This window comes from Actinomadura geliboluensis (assembly GCF_005889745.1).
Classification (GTDB): Bacteria; Actinomycetota; Actinomycetes; order Streptosporangiales; family Streptosporangiaceae; genus Spirillospora; species Spirillospora geliboluensis.
Genome location: NZ_VCKZ01000135.1, coordinates 1 through 20,253, shown reverse-complemented (window position 1 = coordinate 20,253; position 20,253 = coordinate 1). Strand labels below are relative to the sequence as shown.

Here is a 20,253-nt window from a genome sequence, read left to right as displayed (position 1 = left end):
ACCCCGACCCCGACGCCGTCCAAGACCCGCAAACCGGCCACCCAGTCCTCCACCCCGCGCCCCACCTTCTCCGCGCCCCAGACAGGCCGGCTCAATGTGGGTTCGTGCACGATCCGGACCGATGGCCCGGGCTCGGGCTCATGCGAGATCACGGTTCGCGCGGTCGGCGGGACGGTCACCTGGTCGGTCGTGCGCGCGTCGGGCGGGATCAGCGCCAGCGGTGGAGGCACGCTTCGCGCCGGTCAGTCGGGCTCGATCCACGTCTCCGGGAACTGCACCCCTCCCGGCGGCCGGGGAACCGTCCTCCTCAGCACGGGCGACACCGGCTCGGTGACGCTGACCTGCCCACCGGGCCAAGAGCCTCCCCAGCCGGAAGGCTGACCAGGCCACCCGATCGCCTTGTGTGACTCAGTTCACATTTTGTGACGCGTGTGCCGTCCGACTAGGACAGATGGCCACGGCGTGTACCGGATTCGTCACTGAAATCCGCACATACGGGAGAAATCTCAGCAACTTGGTGGCAAGATCAGGCAACCAGAGTCGGCCGACGGACGTCGGGGCTCGCCGGGGGCACGTTCTACAACACCATCGAATTCGCTGGGAGGGTTCCCGTGGCCGGTGAGCCAGGGCCCGGGCGAAGCGACGAATCCAGGCTGGCGGACTCGCTGCGAGCCGGGGACGTCATCGCCCTGACCGAGGTTTACGACACCTATGCACCGTTCCTCTTCGACTACTGCCACGGTCTGCTGCGCGACCGGGTCGAGGCGGCCGGTGCGCTCCGCAACGTCGTCATCGCGGCCCGCGAGCACGTGGGACGGCTCACCGAGCCGGACCGGCTGCGCGGCTGGCTGTACGCGATCGCCCGCAAGGAGTGCATGCGGCGCCGCGACAGCCCGAACCGGCACATCGGGCAGGAGGCGCCGGAGGCCGAGGACGAGCTGACCCCCGAGCAGCTCGCCCGCCGCGAGGAGCGGCGGCTGCTCGCGCACAGCGCGCTCGCCGCGCTCAACGGGCGGCAGCGCGAGGCGATCGACCTGTCGGTCCGGCACGAGCTGGACGAGGTCGACCTGTGCGGCGTCTTCGGCATCCCGCTGGAGGAGACCCTCGCGCTGGTCGAGAAGGCCCGCGAGGACCTCGCCGCGGCGCTGCACGCGGCCCTCGTCGCGCAGAACCACTGGAAGAGCTGCCCCAGCCTCGCGGCGCTGACCGAGTCGTGGCCGCTGACGCCGCAGACGGCCGGGTCGCTCGTCCGGCATGTCGGGAGCTGCCCGGTGTGCGGGGACCAGGAGACGCCGCCGCTGCCGCCGGACCGGCTGCTGTCCGTCCTGCCGATCGCGGCGATCCCCGCGGACCTGCGCCTGGACGTGCTGACCGCCGCGACCGCCGCGGACCGCGCCGACAACCGCCGCGCCATCGCCGCCTGGACCGAGCCGTTCGACGAGTACGGCTGGCCGCTCCCCTACCAGCCGGCGCCGCCGCGCGCCCGCGACCGGTCGCCGCGGCGGCGCGGTCCGGCGCTCGCCGCCGTCGCGGTCAGCGTCGGGCTGGTGGTGATGTGCGTCGGCGCCTGGTCGTGGCTGCACGACGGGGAGGGCTCGTCGAACGCGTCCGCGAACGGTCCGGCGGTGCCCGGCGACAGCTCCTCGCCGGGGGACTCCCAGGTGCCGGAGCCGACACCGACCGAGCCGTCGCCGACGTCCGCCTCGCCGTCCCCGAGCGAGTCCAAGTCGCCGTCGAAGTCCCCGTCGCCGTCGAAGTCCCCGTCGGAGACGACGTCGACGAAGCCCCCGGCGCCGCCGACGACGCTGGCGCCGAAGCCGCCCAAGCCGGGCAGCCTGTCGGTGGAGGGATGCAGGATCCGCTCCGGCGCCGAGACCTGCACGGTGCGGGTCACCGCCGTCGGCGGGGCCGTGAACTGGAGTGTCACGGGGACGTCCGGCGACCTCAGCGCGGGCGGCGGCGGGCACCTGTCGGCGGGCGAGTCCGCGAGCGTGACCGTGCAGCGCACGGCCGTCATCTGCTGGGGCCGCAAGACCGGGTCGGTGTCGTTCTCACCCGGTGGCGTGTCGGCGTCCGTCCAGTACTGCTGAGCCTGCTGCGGCCGTCCTACCGGTGGTTTCCCCCCACGACAGTGCGCGCGGGGGGAGACCGCCGGTAGGGGCCGTCTAGGAGGAGATGGAGCCGGTGTCCAGGGTGCGGTGGGCGCGCTCCAGCAGGATGGGGACGCCGCCGCCGATCTGGTCGAATCCCTCGCCGACCGTCGCGTTCTGCAGGAAGCGGGCGTGGATCCCCTCCAGGATGACCGCGAGCTTGAAGCAGGCGAACGCGACGTAGAAGTCGAGGTCGGCGAGGTCGAAGCCGGTCAGCGCGGCGTACCGGTCGGTGAACTCGCGGCGGGTGAAGAAGCCCGGCGCGGAGGTGATCGTCGCGCCGACGGGCAGTTCCTGGGCGTCGGCGGCCTCGGCCCAGTAGACGAGCGTCAGGCCGAGGTCGGACAGCGGGTCGCCGAGCGTCGACATCTCCCAGTCGACGACGGCCGCGATCTCGGGGCGCGGCTCCAGCCGGGCGAGCGCGTTGTCGAGCCGGAAGTCGCCGTGCACGAGCCTGGCGGGGGCGTCCGCCGGCAATCGCTCGGCGAGCCGCGCGACGAGCCGGTCGTACTCGGGCAGGTCGCGGACGGTGCCGGTGGCCCGGATCGCCTCCTGCGAGCTGTCCCACTGCTTGCCCCAGCGCTTGAGCTGGCGCTCCATGTAGCCGTTCGGGCGCCCGAAGTCGCCCAGCCCGACCTTCTCGACGTCGACGGTGTGGATCGCCGCGAGGGCCTCGGCGAGCGCCTCGGAGAGGCCGCGCGCCTGCTCGGGGGTGATCCCGGCGGCGTCCTCGCGGGTGCGCAGGACGCGGCCGTCGACGAAGTCCATCAGGTAGAAGCGCGCGCCGATGACGTCCTCGTCGTCGCAGAACGCCAGGGCCTTCGGCACCGGCACGGCCGTCCCGGCGCCGAGCGCGGACAGCACCCGGTACTCGCGGCCCATGTCGTGGGCCGTCGGGAGGACGTGGCCGAGCGGCGGCCTGCGCAGCACGACGCGGCGGCCGCCGTCCAGGGTGATCCCGTAGGTGAGGTTCGAACGCCCGCCCGCGATCAGGTCGATCGCGGTGATCCGCCCCGAGCCGGGCAGCGCGCGCGCCAGCCAGGCCGCCAGGCGGGGGACGTCGATGCCGGGGACCCCGGCCGGCAGTTCTGCGTCAACGGTCATGACGCCCTATTAGAACGCGGCTCGGTCCGGACTGGGAACCCCACCCCCGTACCCGGCACCGAGGACGCCTATACGCGCCGTAAGTTGTCGGCCACTTCCGGCCGACTTGCAGGGAGGCTTCACCTGACCTTCAGCATTGGTGCTGACCTGCGCGAACGATGAGCGCTTCGGGCACGGGCGTCCGCTTCCCCGAAACTCCCAGGAGAAAAACCAGCCTCAAGGTGGAATCTTTGGACACCTGGGGTACTCCTCAGCGACGACACCCGAGCACGCTGGGTCGCCACCCGGCACGGAGGTCGACAGCCGTCACATCGGCCCATGAGACGGCAGGCTGGACTTATGAGTCTCGCTTGGGCTAAAGAGAAGAGGACTAGACCATTCGGGACTAGACCGCCCGATTGGGGGGGACGCACCGTGGCAGACGCATGGCTGCCAGGAGCCGGCCGCATGCCGGCACGACACGACGGCGGAGCGTTGCGAGGGGGTGCTCCCCGGGTCGTATGGTGCGCCGGAGAGCACGATCCGCGCAGCGTCTCGGCGCGCTCGGTGGCCGCCGACCTCGTCAAGGAGGACCGGCCCCCGCACCTGGTGTGGCACCCCGGCACCGGCGAGATCGTCCAGCTCCTCCCGATCACCCGGGCGGCCCGGCTGCTCGGCGGCGGCGTCGGCCGCGAGGGCCGCGTCTGCGCGCAGATCATGGTGGTCGGCCAGGCCCGCACGCCGTTCACCGGCTCGCTGCTGACCGGGCTCGACACGATCGTCCAGTGGCTGGACGCGTGGGGCGTCGCGCGCCGCTGGCCCGCCGGCCCGCCGCTGCCGTCCCCGCAGTCCTACCACTCGCTGCGCGCCCGCAAGGACTGGGCGCGCGGCGGGCACTACGGGGCGTCCCAGGTGCCGACGCTCGACCGGCCCGACCCCGGCGGCATCGACATCCGGCGCATCACCGGGCCGGACACGCCCGTCGCGCCCATCCCGAAGCCCCGCGCCCCGAGCGCGCCCGCCGGGACCCGGCTGCTGCCGCCGCGCCCGCGCACGCCCGACCCCGTCCGCACGGCCGCCCCGCAGAACGACTCGCCGCTGCGTCCCGCCTCGGAACCGGTCCCGGTCGGGCAGACCGCCATGTCCAACTGACCCCGGCCGCGCCCGCTACCCGGCGAGGGCGCGGACGATCTCGCAGCCCTTGCGCAGTTCGGTCGTGGTGGCGGCCGAGCCGTACCCGATCACCAGGCCGGACGCGCGGCTCGGACCCATGTGGTGGCGCTCCAGGGTCTCCACGAGGACGCCCCGCTCACCGGCCGCCGCCGAGATGCGCCGCGCCTCGGGCTCCGGGACGTCCACCACCAGGTGCAGTCCTGCGGTGTCGCCGCGCAGCGGGAGGCCGTCCAGCGCCCGCACCACCACCTCCCGGCGCCGCGCGTACTCGGCGCGCATCCGCCGGACGTACCGGTCCAGATCGCCGCGTTCCAGCAGGATGCGCAGCGCGTCCTGCGGGACGACGGCCGTGCGGTCGTTCAGCCGCTCCCGGCGCAGCGCGATCTCCGCCACCAGGTCCGGGCGCCCCGCCAGCCAGCCGACGCCCATGTCCGTCGTGAGGATCTTCGCCGTGGTGCCGAGGTAGACCACCACGTCCGGGTCGAGGCCGTACAGGGCGGGCAGCGGCGCGACGTCGAACCGGAACTCGCCGTCGTAGTCGTCCTCGGCGATGAGCGCCCCGTTGCGCCGCGCCCATGCCAGCAGGCCCTGCCTGCGCGGGATGGGCAGGACGCCGCCCATCGGGTACTGGTGCGACGGCGTCGTGTAGACGATGCGGAGATCGTCCGGCAGGCCCTCGACGATGAGGCCGTGCTCGTCGACCGGGCACGGCACCAGTTCCGCGCCACGCCCCTCCAGGACGACGCGCGCCTTCTTGTAGCCGGGCTCCTCCACCCCTACGCGGTCGCCTGGACGAAGCACGGTCGCGGCAAGCAGATCGAGCCCGTTCGTCGCTCCACGCGTCACCAGGAGCCCGTCCAGGGGGCACGCTACGCCGCGACTGCGCCTGATGTAGCCGGCGAGTGCCTCTCGCAGTCCCGGCAGGCCGTACGAGTCCTGGCGCTGCTGCGGCGGCATCCCCGCAGCCAGCCGCCATGCGCGGCGCCATGCCGGGGTGTCCAGGGCCCCGATCCACGCAGTGCCCGGCCGCAGGTCGATCTCGTGCGAGGCCGCCGATCTCCGCACCTGGCTCGTCACCGGCTTCTCCTGCTTCGGCACAGGTTCGGCGGCGACGCCCTCAGTCACATACGTCCCGGACCCGTGCCGCCCTTCAAGCCACCCCTCCGCATACAACTGCTCGTACGCCTCGGTGACGACCGTCCTGCTGACGCCCAGCAGGCTCCCCAGCGCCCTACTGGACGGAAGCCGCTCCCCTGCCGCGAGCCGCCCCTCCGCCATCGCCTCCCGCAACTGACCGACGAGTTGCGCGCTCATCGGCTCCTTGGCGTCCCGGTCAACGACGAGGGGCAGATCAATCGACAAAGTGGTCTCCGGCTATACGCACCAAGTGGCCATACCTACCAGGCCACTTTTCTTCTAGCGTAAACGGCCATGGATCCACTCTCCTCGACCGCCCGCACGCGCGTGGGCAGGCTTCCCGAACGCTCCAGGACCGACCGCTCCGCCCTCTACGACATCCTTGACGCCGGTCTGGTCTGCCACCTGGGCATCGTCGTGGACGGCACCCCGCGCGTCCTTCCCACCGGATACGGCCGCATTGACGACACCCTCTACATCCACGGCTCCACTGGAGCGAGCAGCCTGATGGCGGGCCCGTCCCAAGAGGTGTGCGTCACCGTGACCCACGTGGACGGCATCGTCCTGGCCCGGTCGGCGTTCCACCACTCCATCAACTACCGGAGCGCGGTCATCTACGGCACACCGCAACCGGTGACCGACGCCGACGCCAAGCTCGCCGCACTCCGGGCCGTCACTGAACAACTCGCCCCCGGCCAGTGGGATCTAATCCGCCAACCCACCCGAAAGGAACTCGCCGCCACCTCCGTCCTGGCGATTTCCCTTTCGGAGGCTTCGGTCAAGGTCAGGCAGGGCCCGCCCGGCGACGACGAGCCCGACTACGCGCTCGACCTGTGGGCCGGCGTCCTCCCCGTCCGGCAGACGTTCGGGACCCCGTCCCCCGATCCGCTGCTGCGCCCCGGCATCCCCATTCCCGGACATATCGCCCAACGTGTGACGCGCTAACTCGATCGGGCTCGATGCCCCGCGCAGTCGTCCATGGCCGTAGGGTGAATCCATGAACGAGCGGCTGGTCTGGATCGACTGCGAGATGACAGGACTCGACCTGCGCAACGACGCGCTCATCGAGATAGCCGCACTGGTCACCGACAGCGAGCTCAACATCCTGGACGAGGGCGTCGACGTCGTCATCAAACCGCCCCCCGAGACGGTGACCAAGATGACCAAGGTCGTCCGGGACATGCACACCACGTCCGGCCTGCTGGAGGCCCTCCCCTCGGGCGTCACCCTCGCCGAGGCCGAGGACACCGTCCTCAGCTACATCCGCGGCCACGTGAAGGACGCCAACAAGGCGCCCCTGTGCGGCAACTCCATCGCCACCGACCGGTCCTTCCTGGCCCGCGACATGCCCGCCCTGGACGGCCACCTCCACTACCGCATGGTGGACGTCTCGTCCATCAAAGAGCTGGCGCGCCGCTGGTACCCGCGCGTGTACTTCGCCAGCCCGGAGAAGAAGGGCGGCCACCGGGCGCTCGCCGACATCACGGAGAGCATCCAGGAGCTGCGCTACTACCGCGCCGCCGTCTTCGTCGCGCAGCCCGGCCCCGACTCCGACACCGCCCGCCGCATCGCCGGCATGGTGTCCTCCGGCTGACCCACCCTCCCGGAGCCGCTACACTACTTGGAGCCGGGAGCGATTCCGGCCATGGTGGGTGTAGCTCAGCTGGCAGAGCACTTGGTTGTGGTCCAAGATGTCGGGGGTTCAAGTCCCCTCACTCACCCCAGGCAAGAGAGAAGCCCTGGTCATCGCGAAGATGACCGGGGCTTCTCCGCGTCCGGCCCCCGGGATCAGCGGCGGCCGTGCCGGGCGGGGAGGGGCTCAGGGCGCCAGACCGCCCGGCCGCGAGGACCACGGCGCCGATCGCGAGCACGCCGTACGGGGCCAGCGAGACCCAGTTGTGGTACGCCGGGCCGAGAAAGGAGGCCGTCCGCCCACCACGGGACGGTGGTGGCCGCGCGGACCCGGGCGGCGAAGCCCGCCATGAGGAGCCCGGCCGTCTCCCGGGGCGAGGGGACCCGGCGCACGGTGCCGGTCAGCAGCGTGCCGACGATCTCGTCGCCGTATTGGGTTCGGTGTGCGCGCGGGAACGCCCGCAGGAACAGCCGGTACCAGTGCTCCGCGAACCTGCCGCTCACGCGCCGGCCTCCCCTGTCGCCAGGGTCGTGCGGCCCGTGACCACCCGCGCGGCCTGCTCCAAGCGCAGCGCCTCCCTGGTGACAGCCTGGTGCCCGTCCTCGGTCAGCCGGTAGTAGCGGCGCGGACGGCCCTGGACGGTCTCCTCGCGGTCCGCGGCGATCAGCCCGTCGCCGGCCAGCCGGTCCAGTGCGCCGTAGAGGGTGCCGACGGCCAGCCGGACCCGCCCGTCCGACTGCTCCTGGGCCTTCTTGATGATCCCGTAGCCGTGCAGCGGCCCGTCCAGCAGCGCGGCCAGCACGAAGTACGTGGGCTCGCTCATCACCTTGGTTCGCTTGACCATACGGCGGACGATATATCACCTGCCGAAGTATTAGAAGGCGGTAACCGCAGGCCGCGGTCCATCGACTCTTGTAGAACGTCCCGTTATGCTCCGTCCCTATACATGTCAACGACACGCCAAGGGCAACGGATGAGTGTCGATGAGACGGCCCCCTTGCGCGTCCTCGTGGTGGACGCCGACCCACGGGCCCGCACGGACGTGATCTCCCTTCTGGACGCCAGCGACGAACTCCAGGTCGTGGCCGACGCCCCCGATCCCCAGACCGCCCTCACCCTGGCGCGGCGCCTGCGCCCGGACATCGTCCTCCTGGACGCGGCCTCCGCCGCCCACGCGCACCCCCTCAGCGGCGCGTCCCGCGTGTTCCTGCTCTCCGACGACCCGGCCGCCATCGAGGCCGCCCTCCGCGCCGGCGCCTGCGGCCACCTCGCGCCCGGCTCCTTCACCGTCCACGACCTGATCCGCGGCGTCCGCGACGCCTCCCGCACCACCCTGGGCCTGTCCGCGCGCGAGTCCGAGGTCATGGACCTCATCGCCACCGGCCGCTCCAACGGGGAGATCGCCCGCCAGCTCTTCCTCAGCGAGAAGACGGTGAAGAACCACGTCAACCGCATCTACGCCAAGCTCGGCGTGAGCTCCCGCGCCACCGCCATCGCCCTCTGGCGGGGCATGGTCAGCGTCCTGCCCGCCCAGGACTAACCGATTCGCACTGCTCCGCAGCCCCTGGTACTGTTCTTCCTGTCGCAAGGGCCCCGGCCACGGCCAAGGCCCCACACGACGGGCGCCGTTAGCTCAATTGGCAGAGCAGCGGACTCTTAATCCGCGGGTTCGGGGTTCAAGTCCCTGACGGCGCACCCGTAACCTCTCAGGGCATTCGCGTAGTCGTCGCGAATGCCCTTTGCATTTCCCCCGAATGGTTCGCCTGGCGTCAGGCGGCGGTTCGGGCTGGGCGGGCGGAGCGGGGGGTCGCTGAAAGGCGGCGGTGGACGTGGCCTTCGGGCGCGAGCAACCGGGCCAGGGCTTCCAGGTCGCCGGTGGCCACCGCGGCCTGGAAGGCGGCGACGAGGCGGCGGTGCGATTCCGCGGGGACCGGGCGCTCGCGGTCGCCTTCGAGGCGCGCCTGGCCGCGGCGGACGAGCTGGCGCGCGTTCGAGACGCTCGTGCGCAGCAGTTCCGCCAGGTCGGCGTAGGCGTAGTCGAAGCCCTTCCGCAGGACGTAGGCGGCCAGCTCGTCCGGGGTCAGCCTCGCCATGAGCAGCGCCAGCGCCTCCGCGATGGCCATGGTCTGCTCGACGCGCTGGACGGGGTCCTGGGCGCGGTCGGCGAGGTCGACCGGCTGGAACTCCGTGGGGGTCTCGTGGCGGTGGCGCGCGGACTGGACGACGTTGATCGCCAGCCGGTTCACCGCCGTGGTCAGGAACGCGGCCGGGTTCTCGATCCTCCTGCGGGGGGTGAGCTGCCAGCGCAGCCACAGCTCCTGGAGCACGTCCTCCGCGCCCGGGACGTCGCCGAGGACCCGGTAGGCGATGCGGAACAGGCGGGTCCGGTGGGCCATGAAGGTGTCGAGGGCGACGTCCAGATCGTCCTCGGCCGGCCGGGCGGCCGAGGGTTCGGCCGGCGTCGTCTCCAGGCTGAGCACGGACATCGGGGGCTCCTCTTCGTGGGCATCTGAACGATGGCTCCACTCTGGTTCCGCGGTGCCCTCCACCGCGCCCTCGAAGTCCGTGGTCGAGTCCGTGGGGCACCCCGGGGGCACCCCCATGGGTGCCGCCCCGGGGCCTACGCAGCCTGCATCAGGCGGGTGCGGCCGTGCCCCCCGTATCCGTGGCCGGGGTGATCCCGAGCACGTTCGGCAGCTCGCGGCGGGAGCTGATGCCGAGCTTGGAGAACACCTTCCGCAGGTGCCACTCCACGGTGTGCGGGCTGATGAACAGCTCCGCGCCGATCTTGGGGTTGGTCATGCCGCCGGCGGCGAGGGTCGCGATCTGCGACTCCTGCGGGGTCAGGGCGCTCGCCGGGTCGGCCTCCCGCACCCGGACGTGCTCGCCGCTGACGAGCAGCTCGCGGCGGGCCCGCTCGGCGAACGCGTGCGCCCGCATCCCGTCGAACATGTCGTAGGCCGTGCGGAGGTGCTCGCGGGCCTGCGAGCGGCGGCGGCTGCGGCGCAGCCACTCGCCGTAGAGGAGGTGGGTGCGCGCCACCTCCACCGCGACGCGGTCGCGGGCGAGCTCCTCGATCGCGGTCCGGTACAGGCGGTCGGCTTCATCGCCGTCGGTGAGCAGGGCGCGGCTGCGGGCGCTGACGCCGCGGGCCCAGCCGGAGTCGGCGGCGCCGGTGAGTTCGACGAGCCGGTCGAGGGACGCGCGGGCCTGCTCCAGCTCGCCGCACCGGGTCGCGGCCTCGACGTGCTCGACCAGGGACAGGCCGGTGAAGTTGAACCCGTCGTGGTCGATGCCCGAACGGGCGGCGGCCAGCGCCTCGTCGTAGCGTGCGAGGCCGTTGAACAGCACGCCCTGGACGTAGCCGCTGACGCCGAGGAGGGACACCTCGCCGCGCGCGGCGCTGGCCCTGGCGTCCTCGATGTAGCCGATCGCGCTGTCCTCGTCGCCGCGCCACGCGGCCAGGACGAGCGCCGCGTACTGGTGCGGGGCGTGTCCGGTCGCGGCGGCGATCGCGTCGGCCTCGTCGATCATCCGGGCCGCCTCGGCGAAGTCGCCGTAGTGGATGTGCACGCCGCCGGCGTAGATCAGCGCCGGCGGCAGCACGCCGAGCGCGCCGATGTCGCGGGCCAGGCGCACCGCGCGGGTCGCCAGCAGGTCCCAGGCGGGCAGGTCCCAGGCGTAGTGGATGAACGACTCCAGCGCGACCGGCGCCAGCAGCAGCCACCGCATCGTCGCCTCCCGGGTGGGGAGCTCCTCGTGGACGAGCGGCTCCAGCGCGCGGCGCAGCACCGGGCCGCTGGTCTCGGGGCCGTCGGCGAGGAGCGCGGCGACCCCGTCCAGGAGGAGGTCGGCGGCCCTGGAGCCGGACGGGGGCGCGCCGGACTCGCGGGCCGCGGTCGCGGCGGCGCGGGCGCCCGTCGGGCCGTGCACCCGGCCCGCGAAGATGGTGGCGCTGATCGCCTCCAGGTAGGTCTCCCGCGCCAGCGGCGACTCGGCGGCGGCGAACCGCGCGGCGGCGTCGAGGAGCAGCGGCGCCGCCTCGTCGGTGCGGTCGCGGGCGAACAGGATCGTGGCGCGCAGCCGTGCCAGGCGGGCGCGGTCCAGGGGGCTGAGGGGGCACAGCTCGGCCAGCGTCGCCAGCTCCGTGGCGCGGTCGGGCGAGGCGGCGGAGAAGTGCGCCTCGGCGGCGGCGAGGGCGCGGCGGCCCCGCGCCCAGCGGTCCGGCGTCACCTCGGCGGCGCGTTCCAGCAGCACGGCCTCGGCGGCCATGCCGCCGCGCTGCCGCGCCCGGCCGGCGGCCCGCTCCAGTTCGGCGGCGACCTCCTCGTCCGGCCCCTCGGCGGCCTGCGCGGCATGCCAGGCGCGCCGGTCGGGGTCGAGGACGGGGTCGGTGGCCGCCGCCAGCGCCCGGTGCACCGCGCGGCGCTCGCCGGGGTCGGCCTGGTCGTAGACGGCGGAGCGGACCAGCGGGTGCCGGAACCGGACGGACTCGCCGAACTCGATCAGCCCGGCCGCCTTGGCGGGCGCGGCGTCCGGGGTGATCTCCAGGGCGGCGGCCGCGCGGGCCAGCACGCGCGCGTCGCCGACCGGTTCGGCGGCGGCGATCAGCAGCAGCGTCCGGGTCGGCGCCGGCAACGCGGCGAGCCGGCGCGCGAAGTCGTGTTCGACCTGGCTCGACACCGGCCCCTGGACGCGCGGCCGGTTCGCGTCGAGGCCGTAGGCCAGCTCGGCGGCGCTGCGGCCGCGGGAGAACTCCAGGAGGGCGAGCGGGTTGCCGTGCGTCTCGGCGACGAACCGCTCCCGGACGCGCTTCTCCAGCCGTCCGCCGACGGCGTTCTCGAGGAGCTCCCCGGCCGCGGCGGCGTCGAGGCCGGTGATCCCCATCGCGGGCAGGCCAGCGAGTGCGGCCTGCCCCTCGGGGTCGCGCACGGCGAACACCATCGCGACCGCCTCAGCGAGCAGCCGCCGGGCCACGAACTCCAGCGTCTGCAGGGACACCTGGTCGAGCCACTGGGCGTCGTCGACCACGACCAGCACCGGCCGGGTCTCGGACGCGCGGGTGAGCAGCGACAGGACGGCGAGGCCGACGAGGAAGCGGTCGGGCGGATCTCCGGCGGCCATGCCGAACGCCACGTGCAGGGCGTCGCGCTGCGGCTCCGGCAGTTCCTCGATCTCCGCCAGGAACGGCGCGCACAGCTGGTGGAGGCTCGCGTAGGGCAGCTCCATGTCGGCCTCGATGCCCCGCGCCCGGGTCACCGTGACCCCGGACGCCTGGGCGTCCGCGTACTCCAGCAGGACCGACTTCCCGATGCCCGCCTCGCCGCGGACCACCCAGACCCGGGCCGCGCCTTCGCGCAGGCCCGCGAGCAGCTCGTCGAGCGCCGCGCACTCGCGCTCCCGGCCGACCAGGACAGGAGGCGGGCTCGCGGTCATGGAAGCGGCTCCCCAAAGGACTCCCGGGAGAAGGCCCAGGACGCTCGTCAGTAAGAACATTGAAACGATACATGAATCCACTCCCCCTTTGTCACCCTTCACCAAAAGGCGGTGAATTCATTCATCTAATGCAAGCGCGCGGCCGCGGCGCCGATGCCCGCGCGGCCATGCCGGCATGGCGACGCGACGTGACGGCCGAGTGACCGACGAGCAGATCGCACGCACCGCCCGACCAGCGGACAGAGCAGGCCGGGGCGAGTCGCAGCACGCCGCTCAGGGCCTTCCGACGCCTATCGAACGAAGCCGGGCCGCATAATTGCAAAGCATTTTTTGGACGGCAGTCACATGATCAAAGAAGCTCTCCCCGAAAAGCGGTCCGATGCGCGGCGAGGCGCAGGCCGACAAAGCCTTCCGATCTTAGAATCCACGCCATTCTTCGACACCCCCTCCAGCGCCTCGAACGGCGCCGGCTCCGAGCCTGGGGGCGCGAGGGCCACGAGCATGTGACGCACGCCACACTCGAAGCTCGCTCCGGGTTTGTCACAAACGATGCCGCTGTCCGGTCGAGCACTGTCTATCGTTCGTCCGCCCTCGCAGGAGGTCCCTTGTCATCGCTCGAACACCAGCTCTCCACCTCCGTCCTGGTGGTGGGGACGGGTGGGTCCGGGCTTCGAGCGGCCATCGAAGTCGCCGAGGCCGGTGTCGCGGTCGTCGCGGTGGGCAAGCGCGCCGCCGATGACGCCCACACCGTCATGGCGGCGGGCGGTATCAACGCGGCGCTGGCCACCGCCAACCCCGCCGACACGTGGGAGCAGCACGCGGCGGACACGTTGCAGGAGAGCGGCCTGCTGGCCGACCCGCGCACCGTCCTGCTCGTGACGCGGAACGCCGCGCAGGGCATCAACGACCTGCTGCGCTTCGGGATGAGCTTCGACCGCCGGGAGGACGGGCGGATCGCCCAGCGGTACTTCGGCGCCCACTCCCACCCGCGCACCGCCTTCGTCGGCGACCACACCGGGCTGGAGGTGCAGCGCGTCCTGCGCGCCCGCGCGAGCCAGCTCGCCGTGCCCGTCCTGTCGAGCCTGTACGTGACCCGGCTGCTGGTCGACGACGGGACGGTGTTCGGCGCCTACGGGTTCGACCTCGACGACGGCTCCCGCTACCTCGTGCACGCCGACGCCGTGATCCTCGCGACGGGCGGGCACACGCGCATCTGGCGGCACACGTCCTCGCGCCGGGACGAGAACACCGGCGACTCGCTGCGCCTCGCCGCCGAGGCCGGCGCCCGGCTGCGCGACCCCGAGCTGGTGCAGTTCCACCCGCTGGGGCTGATCAAGCCGGAGAACGCGCCCGGCACGATCGTCGGCGAGGTCGCGCGCGGCGCGGGCGGGGTCCTGCTCAACAACCTCGGTGAGCGGTTCATGGCGCGCTACGACCCCGAGCGGATGGAGCTGTCCGGCAGGGACCGGGTCGCGCTGGCGTCCTACACCGAGATCAAGCAGGGGCGGGGCAGCCAGTCCGGCGGCGTGTGGTTCGACCTGTCCCACCTCCCGAGCGAGACGGTCCTGACCCGGCTGCCACGGGTGCACCGGACGCTGCTGGACCTGCAGATGCTCGACGTCACCCGCGATCCGTTCGAGGTCGCGCCGGCCGCCCACTACTCCATGGGCGGCGTCCGGGTGCGGCCCGAGGACCAGGGCACCGACGTCGTCGGGCTCTTCGCGATCGGGGAGGCCGCGAGCGGCCTGCACGGCGCGAACCGGCTGGGCGGCAACTCGCTGATCGAGCTGCTCGTCTCGGGCCGGCTCGCCGGCCGGGCCGCGGTGGAGTACTCGTCCCGGCTCACCGGCCAGCGCCGGTCGCTCGGCGCGATCCGCGCCGCGGAGGCGGAGGTGAACCGGCTGCTGACCGCCGACGGCGACCAGAACGTGCGCGCCCTGCAGCGGTCGGTGCGCCACCTGATGACCGAGCACGCGGGCGTGGTGCGGGACGAGTCCGGGCTCACCGCGGGCCTGACCGGGCTCGACGAGATCGAGGCGCGCCTGGCTGACCTGGGCGTCCACATCGACATCAGCGGCTTCCAAGACCTCGCGCACGCCTTCAACCTCAAGGCCACCGTCCTCGCCGCCCGCGCGACGCTGGAGTGCGCACTGGAGCGGCGGGAGACGCGGGGCTCCCACCAGCGGTCCGACTACCCCGATCCCGATCCGGACCTGCGAGTCAACCTCGTGTGGTCGCCGAATACCGGAGTGCGCCGTGAACCCGTCCCCCCGATCCCCACCGACATCGCCGAGTTGATGCACGACGTTTCCGCGGACGGCAAGCTACTGGAATAGCGCCTTCCGTTCCTTCAGGACATTCGCAGATATTCGCGAATGCCCCCTTCGGCGTCGGATTATCGATTGACGCGGCCGCCGGGGGCGGCCAGGCCGCGGATGGACAGGCCGCTGTCGGCGTTTATCACCGTGCCGGTGAGATGTCCCGAGTCGGCGGGGTTGGCCAGCAGCGTGTAGAGGCCGCCGTAGGACTCGGTGGAGGGCACCTCCTGCAGGGGCAGGACGGCGGCCGTACCGTCCAGGACGGAGTCGGAGCGGTCCTGGCCGAGGGCGTCGATGCCGCGCAGGCGCGTCGGGGCGATACCAGGCGCGACCCCGTTGACCCGAACGTCCGGCGCCAACTCGTAGGCGAGCTGCCGGACGACGCCGAGCAGCGCGTGCTTGGACGCGGTGTAGAGGACGCCGCCCCCGGACGCGTGGAAGCTCGCGTACGACCCGGTCATGATGACGCAGCCCCGGCTGCGGATGAGCGCGTCGGCGGCGGCGCGCACGGCCAGCAGGGCGGCGAGGACGTTGACGGCCATGAGCTCCTGGAACGCGGCCGTCAGGTCCTCGCCGGGGATGTCGAGGAGGGGCCGGGCCCCGTCGGTGATGCCCGCGTTGGCGACCAGGACGTCCAGGCCGCCGAACTCGGCCACGGCGGTCCGCACCGCCGTGACGTTGCCCTCCCACGAACGGACGTCCGCGACCAGCGGGACGACCGCGCCGCCCGTCTCGGCGGCCAGGCTCGCGAGCCCGTCTCCGTCGATGTCCATGGCGACCACGCGGGCGCCTTCGGCGACGTAGCGCCGCACGACCGCCCGCCCGATGCCCGAGCCCGCGCCGGTGAATACCACCGACTTCCCCTCCAGGACGCCCATGGCGCCTCCTTTCTCTCGTGCCGGATCTCAGGCGTTGCGCGCCGCGAAGAACGCGTCGTGGAGGGCGTCCATGACGCGTCCCGGGCGGCGGGCGCCGCCGAGGACGACGACCTCCGCGCCGGTCGCGCGGGCCGCCTCGGCGAGGTCCGGGGCGGCGTCGTACCCGGTGGCCGCGAGGACCGTGGCCGCCGGGATCGTCCGGCCGTCGGCGGTCCGGGCGCCCGCCCCGTCCGCGCCGGTGATCTCGGTGCCGGTCACGACGGTGACCCCGGCCTCGGCGAGCAGGCCGGGCAGCGCCGCGGCGTCGGTGAACACCTCCCCGTTGCCGAGCGGGGCCGGGCCCGCCTCGACGAGCGTGACCCGATGGCCCGCGTCCGCGAGCCACAGGGCGGTGTCCGCGCCGGTCATGCCGCCGCCCGCCACGACGACGGGCGAGACGACCTCGGACGGGTCGCCGACGTCGCGGGCGTGCCGCGTCCCCGGAAGGGGGCGGCCCGTCCCGCCGGTCGCCACCATGATGATGTCGTACCCGGTCAGCGCCGCCGCGTCGGCCCGCTCGGCGACGACGGTCACCTTCCGCGTCTCCACCTGGTGGACGAGGTGGTCGCGGAGCGCGGCGAGGTCGCCCTTGCGGGACGAGCGGGTCGCGGCGCGCAGCGTCCCGCCGAGCGGGCCCGGCTCGAACAGCGTCACCGCGTGGCCGCGGTCGGCGAGGACCGCCGCGGCGCGCAGCCCGGCGGGGCCGCCGCCGACGACCGCGGCGCGCCGGGGGGCCGGCGCGGGCTCGACCGGGTAGCGGTACTCCGCGCCCATGCTCGGGTTCACCGCGCAGCCGGTGCTGCGGCCGGCGTTGAGGCCGCGGTGCAGGCAGCCGTCGTTGCAGCGGATGCAGGGCACGATGTCGAGCAGGCGCCCGGCCGCGGCCTTGCGGGTCCAGTCGGGGTCGGCGAGCATCGCGCGGCCGAGCGACACGAAGTCGGCGCTCCCGGACGCGACGATCTCCCCGGCGACCTCGGGGCTGACGAGCGACCCCGACCCGATCACCGGGACCGACACCGCCGCCTTGATCCGCTCCCAGCCCCGGCGGTGCGGGGCGCGGGGCATGAACCAGGGGCTGACCTCGTACTCCATCAGGGCGTGGTGGCCGCCGGAGGCGTGGATGACGTCCACGCCCGCCGCTTCGAGCCGCCGCGCCAGCTCCACCGTCTCCTCGACCGGGATGCCGTCGGCCTCGTAGTCGGTGACCGACACCCGGAAGCTCAGCGGGAAGTCGCGCGGCACCCGGGCGCGGATCGCCCCGGCGACCTCCAGGGTGAGCCGCGCCCGGTTCTCGAACGAGCCGCCGTAGCGGTCGGTGCGCTTGTTGGTGTGCGGGGACAGGAAGTTGGTGAGCAGGTAGCCGTGCCCGGCGTGCACCTCCACCAGGTCGAAGCGGGCCAGGTGGGCGCGCTCGGCGGCGTCGGCGAACGCGGCGACGACTCCCGCGATCTCCGCCTCGGTCATCGGCACCGGGCGCTCCCCGTACTGCGCCTCGACGTAGTCCCAGGACACGTCGGACGCCGACTTGATCGGCGCGGTGCCGAGGAACTTCTGCCGGCCGCAGTGCTCCAGCTGGATGCCGATCTTCGCGCCGGCGGCGTGCACCTCGTCCACGAGCCAGCCGAGGCCCGGTACGTGCTCGCGCCGCGCGATCCCGACCTGCGCCTGGATCGACTTGCTGGCGTCGTCGTCCACGTAGCTGTACTCGACCATGACGAGGCCGACCCCGCCCTCGGCGAGCCGCTTGTAGTGGTCGACGAGCCGCTGGGTGACGGTGCCGTCCTGGTTGGACAGCGCGGTGGTCTGCGGCGACTTCACGACGCGGTTCTTCAGTTCCAGCGAGCCGATGCGGCCTGGCCGGAACAGCGCTTCAACGCTCATGTGCGATCTCCGGTGGAGTCAGCGGGGCAGCAGGCGGCGGGCGGCCTCCCGGACGCGGCGCTCCTCGTCCGGGAGGGTGAAGAGGGTGAGCTGCTCGTCGCCGGGGAGGCCGACGCGCAGGCAGCGCTGCTCCCACGGTGTGTCGACGGCCTCACCCTGGACGGCGGCGCCCGCTGCGGCGAGCCGGGACGCGAGGGCGCGCAACTCGGCCTCGTCACGGACCTCGACGCGCAGGGCGTGGTCGCGGCCGTGCCGGGCGCCGGTCTCGGCGTCGTCGACGAGGTCCCACTGGGCCTCGTCGAACAGCTCGATCGCGGCGGGCGCGACGGCGAACAGCACGCCGCGCTGGCCGCCCGGGTGCGTCCACTCGTCCACGACCGGGAGGCCGAGGCCGTCGCGGTAGGTGCGGACGGCGGCGTCGAGGTCGCGGACGCGCAGGCAGATCCGCAGCTCGTCGAACGCGCGGCGGCTGCCGCCCGGGTGGGCCGCCGGCCGGCTGACCAGCACGTAGACGTGCCCGTCGGGGGCGCGGAAGTGCGACCATTCGGTGGCCCAGGACGTCGCGACGCCCACGTGGACGTCGCCGATGAACGCGATGCCGTGGGCCTCCAGTTCCGCGCGGGCGGCCCGGACGTCGTCCACCAGCAGGCCGGCGACCGGGTGGTCGAAGAAGGAGTGCTCGGTGTCGGTGGGCTTGAACACCTCGAAGGCGTCGCCGTCGGGCAGGTCGAACACGACCGCGTCCGGCTGGTCGAGGCCGACGGGCAGGCCGACGACGTCGGAGAGGAAGCGGCGCATGGACTCGAACCGCGGTGTCCGCGACCCGACCCAGGCCATTCCGTGTACGCGCAAGATCTCCTCCGGTCAGGCGTTGGCGGCGGGGACGGGCGCGTCCCCGGCCGGTTCGGTGCGGACGGCCTTCGTGAAGGCGGCGTCGGTCTCGCCGCAGGCGGCGCAGATCGGCGCGCCGCCGGCGGCGGGGTCCCGGTCCATCTCGACGGCCGTGTACGAGCGGTCGCACACGTGGCAGGCGAGGCGGGCGGCCCAGGCGTCGCCGACCTCGTCGCGGACGTCGCCGTCGCGGCGCAGCAGGCTCGACGGCGCGAACCGCAGCACGGCCGCGTAGAGGACGACGCTGACGGCGAGCGCGGCCACCGGCGCGAGTTGCGACCCGACCGGGAACCGCGCGGCGTTCTGCGCCAGGTAGATCCCGACCGCGGCCGACACGACCCACACGCCGAGGCCGGGGGTGACGCCGCGCAGCCGCCCGGGGCGGAACTCCGGCCCGGCGCGCCGGTCGGCGGGGGTGAGGACGAAGTGGGTGACGACGATCCCGACCCAGCTCACGAGGAACACGCCCTGCCAGGCGAGGACCTTCTGGAGCGTGGCGAAGACGTCGGTGAGCATCAGCAGGTACGCGGCCGCGGCGACGACGAGCACCCAGGCGGTGCGCGGCAGCCGCAGCCCGAACAGCCGGGCGGTGAGCCGCCCCCAGTTGATCGACGACAGGTAGTAGTTCAGGGTGTTGACGCGGATCTGCGTGACGACGATCAGCAGCACGCCCCACACGCCGAGGGTCTGCACGATCGCCTTGACGACGCCGACCTCGGCGGTGGGCTCGGCGGGCAGGACCGTCCGGACGAGGTAGATGCCGGCGAGCCCGTTGAGCAGGAACAGCCAGCCGTAGAACACCCAGCCGAAGTTGACGTGCCGGTGGAAGCGCAGGTCCTGCGGCCTGCCCATCCGGGAGAACTCGATGGACGTCGCCATGAGCAGCCAGAGGCCCATGTAGGTGCAGAAGGTCATGAGCCATCCCGGGAGGGGCCGGGCGTCCGGGGGGATGGCGCCCTCGAAGCAGAGCCAGTCGGAGTGCCCGCCGCTCTGCACGGCGGCCGCGATGACGGCGGCGGCCACGCCGGCGATGTAGACCGGCAGCAGGTAGCCGTTGATGCGGTCCATCCAGGTCTGGACGCTGCCCATCATCAGCGGCAGCACCGCGACGACGACGATGAGGTACCACCAGCGGATGCCGGGCCCGCCGAAGTGGAGGTGGAACGCCTCGGCGAGCACGCTGCTCTCGAAGACGGCGTAGTAGGTGGTGCTGGCCGCCAGGAGGAAGGCGGTCAGGGCCGCCCCGTAGGTGCCGAACATGCGGCGGGACAGCAGGGTCGGGTTCAGCCCGGTCCGGACGGCCCAGCCCGTGATGAACCAGCTCAGCAGGGAGTAGACGACGACGGACAGGACGAGGCCGATGAGGGCCTGGCGGGTGCCGACGAGGCCGGCGACCAGCGCCCCGTAGAAGAGCCAGACCATGGCGCTGAGCAGCGACCAGTTGGCCATCAGCAGCTTGAGCCGGGGCACCCGGGCGGTGAGCGGCACCGCGTGCTGGGCGTAGTCCTCGGCGCGTTGTTCCCGGACGACGCGGGGATCGTCGTCGTAGGTGACGGGCAGTTCCAGGTTCCGACCGGACATGTCGATGTCCCTTCTCCTGGTCGGCGAGCGCGCACGCTCAAGGGGGTGGGGGT

The 20,253-nt window shown here is 73.0% G+C and carries 17 protein-coding genes and 2 tRNA genes; 8 read left to right on the top strand and 11 right to left on the bottom strand.

Translation table 11 applies throughout. From position 1 onward, the window contains the following. Nucleotides 1-230: hypothetical protein (locus ETD96_RS45975; RefSeq protein WP_205719351.1), on the bottom strand; the 230-nt coding region annotated here is incomplete at its 3' end. A gap of 381 nt (nt 231-611) precedes the next feature. Between ETD96_RS45975 and ETD96_RS19435 the strand changes: the two genes are divergently transcribed. Then, nucleotides 612-2,090: an RNA polymerase sigma factor gene (locus ETD96_RS19435; RefSeq protein ID WP_138637886.1), complete on the top strand. Its 1,479-nt coding sequence runs from the start codon at nt 612-614 to the stop codon at nt 2,088-2,090. Nucleotides 2,091-2,165: 75 nt separating this feature from the next. On the opposite strand, the gene ETD96_RS19430 is transcribed toward ETD96_RS19435, so the two are convergent. Next, a complete protein-coding gene (locus tag ETD96_RS19430) occupies nt 2,166-3,254 on the bottom strand; it encodes a phosphotransferase family protein (RefSeq protein WP_138637885.1) in 1,089 nt (362 codons plus the stop codon). Between the two features lie 447 nt (nt 3,255-3,701). On the opposite strand from ETD96_RS19430, the gene ETD96_RS19425 reads away from it, so the two are divergent. After that, nucleotides 3,702-4,385 carry a hypothetical protein gene (locus ETD96_RS19425; protein ID WP_138637884.1) on the top strand — a complete coding sequence of 228 codons (684 nt, stop codon included), beginning with the start codon at nt 3,702-3,704 and terminating at the stop codon, nt 4,383-4,385. A gap of 15 nt (nt 4,386-4,400) precedes the next feature. Here the strand turns inward: ETD96_RS19425 and pdxR are convergent, their stop codons facing one another. Continuing rightward, nucleotides 4,401-5,720 carry a MocR-like pyridoxine biosynthesis transcription factor PdxR gene (gene pdxR, locus ETD96_RS19420; protein ID WP_138637883.1) on the bottom strand — a complete coding sequence of 440 codons (1,320 nt, stop codon included), beginning with the start codon at nt 5,718-5,720 and terminating at the stop codon, nt 4,401-4,403. Between the two features lie 117 nt (nt 5,721-5,837). Between pdxR and ETD96_RS19415 the strand changes: the two genes are divergently transcribed. The 3 genes from ETD96_RS19415 to ETD96_RS19405 all read left to right on the top strand — a co-directional run bounded on the left by ETD96_RS19415 (nt 5,838) and on the right by ETD96_RS19405 (nt 7,267). Continuing rightward, nucleotides 5,838-6,488, top strand: coding sequence for a pyridoxamine 5'-phosphate oxidase family protein (locus ETD96_RS19415; RefSeq protein ID WP_138637882.1), 651 nt, complete (start codon nt 5,838-5,840; stop codon nt 6,486-6,488). A gap of 52 nt (nt 6,489-6,540) precedes the next feature. Beyond that, the gene (gene orn, locus ETD96_RS19410; protein ID WP_138637881.1) at nt 6,541-7,137 is read left to right on the top strand and encodes an oligoribonuclease; all 597 of its coding nucleotides are present in this window, start codon (nt 6,541-6,543) and stop codon (nt 7,135-7,137) included. Between the two features lie 54 nt (nt 7,138-7,191). Beyond that, nucleotides 7,192-7,267, top strand: a tRNA-His gene (locus ETD96_RS19405). 64 nt (nt 7,268-7,331) lie between these two features. Here the strand turns inward: ETD96_RS19405 and ETD96_RS19400 are convergent. Both ETD96_RS19400 and ETD96_RS19395 read right to left on the bottom strand, forming a co-directional pair. Beyond that, the gene (locus tag ETD96_RS19400) at nt 7,332-7,679 is read right to left on the bottom strand and encodes a hypothetical protein (RefSeq protein WP_138637880.1); all 348 of its coding nucleotides are present in this window, start codon (nt 7,677-7,679) and stop codon (nt 7,332-7,334) included. Next, the gene (locus ETD96_RS19395) at nt 7,676-8,020 is read right to left on the bottom strand and encodes a PadR family transcriptional regulator (protein ID WP_138637879.1); all 345 of its coding nucleotides are present in this window, start codon (nt 8,018-8,020) and stop codon (nt 7,676-7,678) included. The genes ETD96_RS19400 and ETD96_RS19395 overlap by 4 nt, the downstream gene beginning before the upstream one ends. A gap of 129 nt (nt 8,021-8,149) precedes the next feature. On the opposite strand from ETD96_RS19395, the gene ETD96_RS19390 reads away from it, so the two are divergent. Together ETD96_RS19390 and ETD96_RS19385 are read left to right on the top strand one after the other, a co-directional pair. Further along, on the top strand, nt 8,150-8,716 hold the full coding sequence (locus tag ETD96_RS19390) for a response regulator transcription factor (RefSeq protein ID WP_138637878.1): 567 nt from the start codon (nt 8,150-8,152) through the stop codon (nt 8,714-8,716). 82 nt (nt 8,717-8,798) lie between these two features. Further along, nucleotides 8,799-8,871, top strand: a tRNA-Lys gene (locus ETD96_RS19385). Between the two features lie 74 nt (nt 8,872-8,945). Here ETD96_RS19385 and ETD96_RS19380 read toward each other — a convergent pair. After that, nucleotides 8,946-9,662, bottom strand: coding sequence for a sigma-70 family RNA polymerase sigma factor (locus ETD96_RS19380; RefSeq protein WP_138637877.1), 717 nt, complete (start codon nt 9,660-9,662; stop codon nt 8,946-8,948). Between the two features lie 148 nt (nt 9,663-9,810). Continuing rightward, on the bottom strand, nt 9,811-12,612 hold the full coding sequence (locus ETD96_RS19375) for a helix-turn-helix transcriptional regulator (RefSeq protein ID WP_138637876.1): 2,802 nt from the start codon (nt 12,610-12,612) through the stop codon (nt 9,811-9,813). 605 nt (nt 12,613-13,217) lie between these two features. On the opposite strand from ETD96_RS19375, the gene ETD96_RS19370 reads away from it, so the two are divergent. Further along, nucleotides 13,218-14,948 (top strand): FAD-binding protein, encoded by a 1,731-nt coding sequence (locus tag ETD96_RS19370; protein WP_138637875.1) that lies wholly within the window; start codon nt 13,218-13,220, stop codon nt 14,946-14,948. A gap of 59 nt (nt 14,949-15,007) precedes the next feature. On the opposite strand, the gene ETD96_RS19365 is transcribed toward ETD96_RS19370, so the two are convergent. The 4 genes from ETD96_RS19365 to ETD96_RS19350 are packed head-to-tail and all read right to left on the bottom strand — an operon-like array spanning nt 15,008 to nt 20,200. After that, nucleotides 15,008-15,808: an SDR family NAD(P)-dependent oxidoreductase gene (locus ETD96_RS19365; RefSeq protein ID WP_138637874.1), complete on the bottom strand. Its 801-nt coding sequence runs from the start codon at nt 15,806-15,808 to the stop codon at nt 15,008-15,010. Between the two features lie 27 nt (nt 15,809-15,835). After that, nucleotides 15,836-17,728 carry an oxidoreductase gene (locus tag ETD96_RS19360; protein ID WP_138637873.1) on the bottom strand — a complete coding sequence of 631 codons (1,893 nt, stop codon included), beginning with the start codon at nt 17,726-17,728 and terminating at the stop codon, nt 15,836-15,838. An 18-nt stretch (nt 17,729-17,746) separates the two neighbouring features. Further along, nucleotides 17,747-18,580 carry a VOC family protein gene (locus ETD96_RS19355; protein ID WP_138637872.1) on the bottom strand — a complete coding sequence of 278 codons (834 nt, stop codon included), beginning with the start codon at nt 18,578-18,580 and terminating at the stop codon, nt 17,747-17,749. 12 nt (nt 18,581-18,592) lie between these two features. After that, nucleotides 18,593-20,200, bottom strand: a complete 1,608-nt coding sequence (locus ETD96_RS19350; RefSeq protein WP_138637871.1) for a purine-cytosine permease family protein — start codon at nt 20,198-20,200, stop codon at nt 18,593-18,595. Between the last annotated feature and the right edge of the window lie 53 nt (nt 20,201-20,253).

Bases quoted from the DNA above. Each gene is read 5' to 3' on its own strand.
- ETD96_RS19430 (WP_138637885.1), bottom strand. From the start codon at position 3,254: ATGACCGTTGACGCAGAACTGCCGGCCGGGGTCCCCGGCATCGACGTC.
- ETD96_RS19425 (WP_138637884.1), top strand. From the start codon at position 3,702: ATGCCGGCACGACACGACGGCGGAGCGTTGCGAGGGGGTGCTCCCCGG.
- pdxR (WP_138637883.1), bottom strand. From the start codon at position 5,720: ATGAGCGCGCAACTCGTCGGTCAGTTGCGGGAGGCGATGGCGGAGGGG.
- ETD96_RS19415 (WP_138637882.1), top strand. From the start codon at position 5,838: ATGGATCCACTCTCCTCGACCGCCCGCACGCGCGTGGGCAGGCTTCCC.
- orn (WP_138637881.1), top strand. From the start codon at position 6,541: ATGAACGAGCGGCTGGTCTGGATCGACTGCGAGATGACAGGACTCGAC.
- ETD96_RS19395 (WP_138637879.1), bottom strand. From the start codon at position 8,020: ATGGTCAAGCGAACCAAGGTGATGAGCGAGCCCACGTACTTCGTGCTG.
- ETD96_RS19390 (WP_138637878.1), top strand. From the start codon at position 8,150: ATGAGTGTCGATGAGACGGCCCCCTTGCGCGTCCTCGTGGTGGACGCC.
- ETD96_RS19380 (WP_138637877.1), bottom strand. From the start codon at position 9,662: ATGTCCGTGCTCAGCCTGGAGACGACGCCGGCCGAACCCTCGGCCGCC.
- ETD96_RS19375 (WP_138637876.1), bottom strand. From the start codon at position 12,612: ATGACCGCGAGCCCGCCTCCTGTCCTGGTCGGCCGGGAGCGCGAGTGC.
- ETD96_RS19365 (WP_138637874.1), bottom strand. From the start codon at position 15,808: ATGGGCGTCCTGGAGGGGAAGTCGGTGGTATTCACCGGCGCGGGCTCG.
- ETD96_RS19360 (WP_138637873.1), bottom strand. From the start codon at position 17,728: ATGAGCGTTGAAGCGCTGTTCCGGCCAGGCCGCATCGGCTCGCTGGAA.
- ETD96_RS19350 (WP_138637871.1), bottom strand. From the start codon at position 20,200: ATGTCCGGTCGGAACCTGGAACTGCCCGTCACCTACGACGACGATCCC.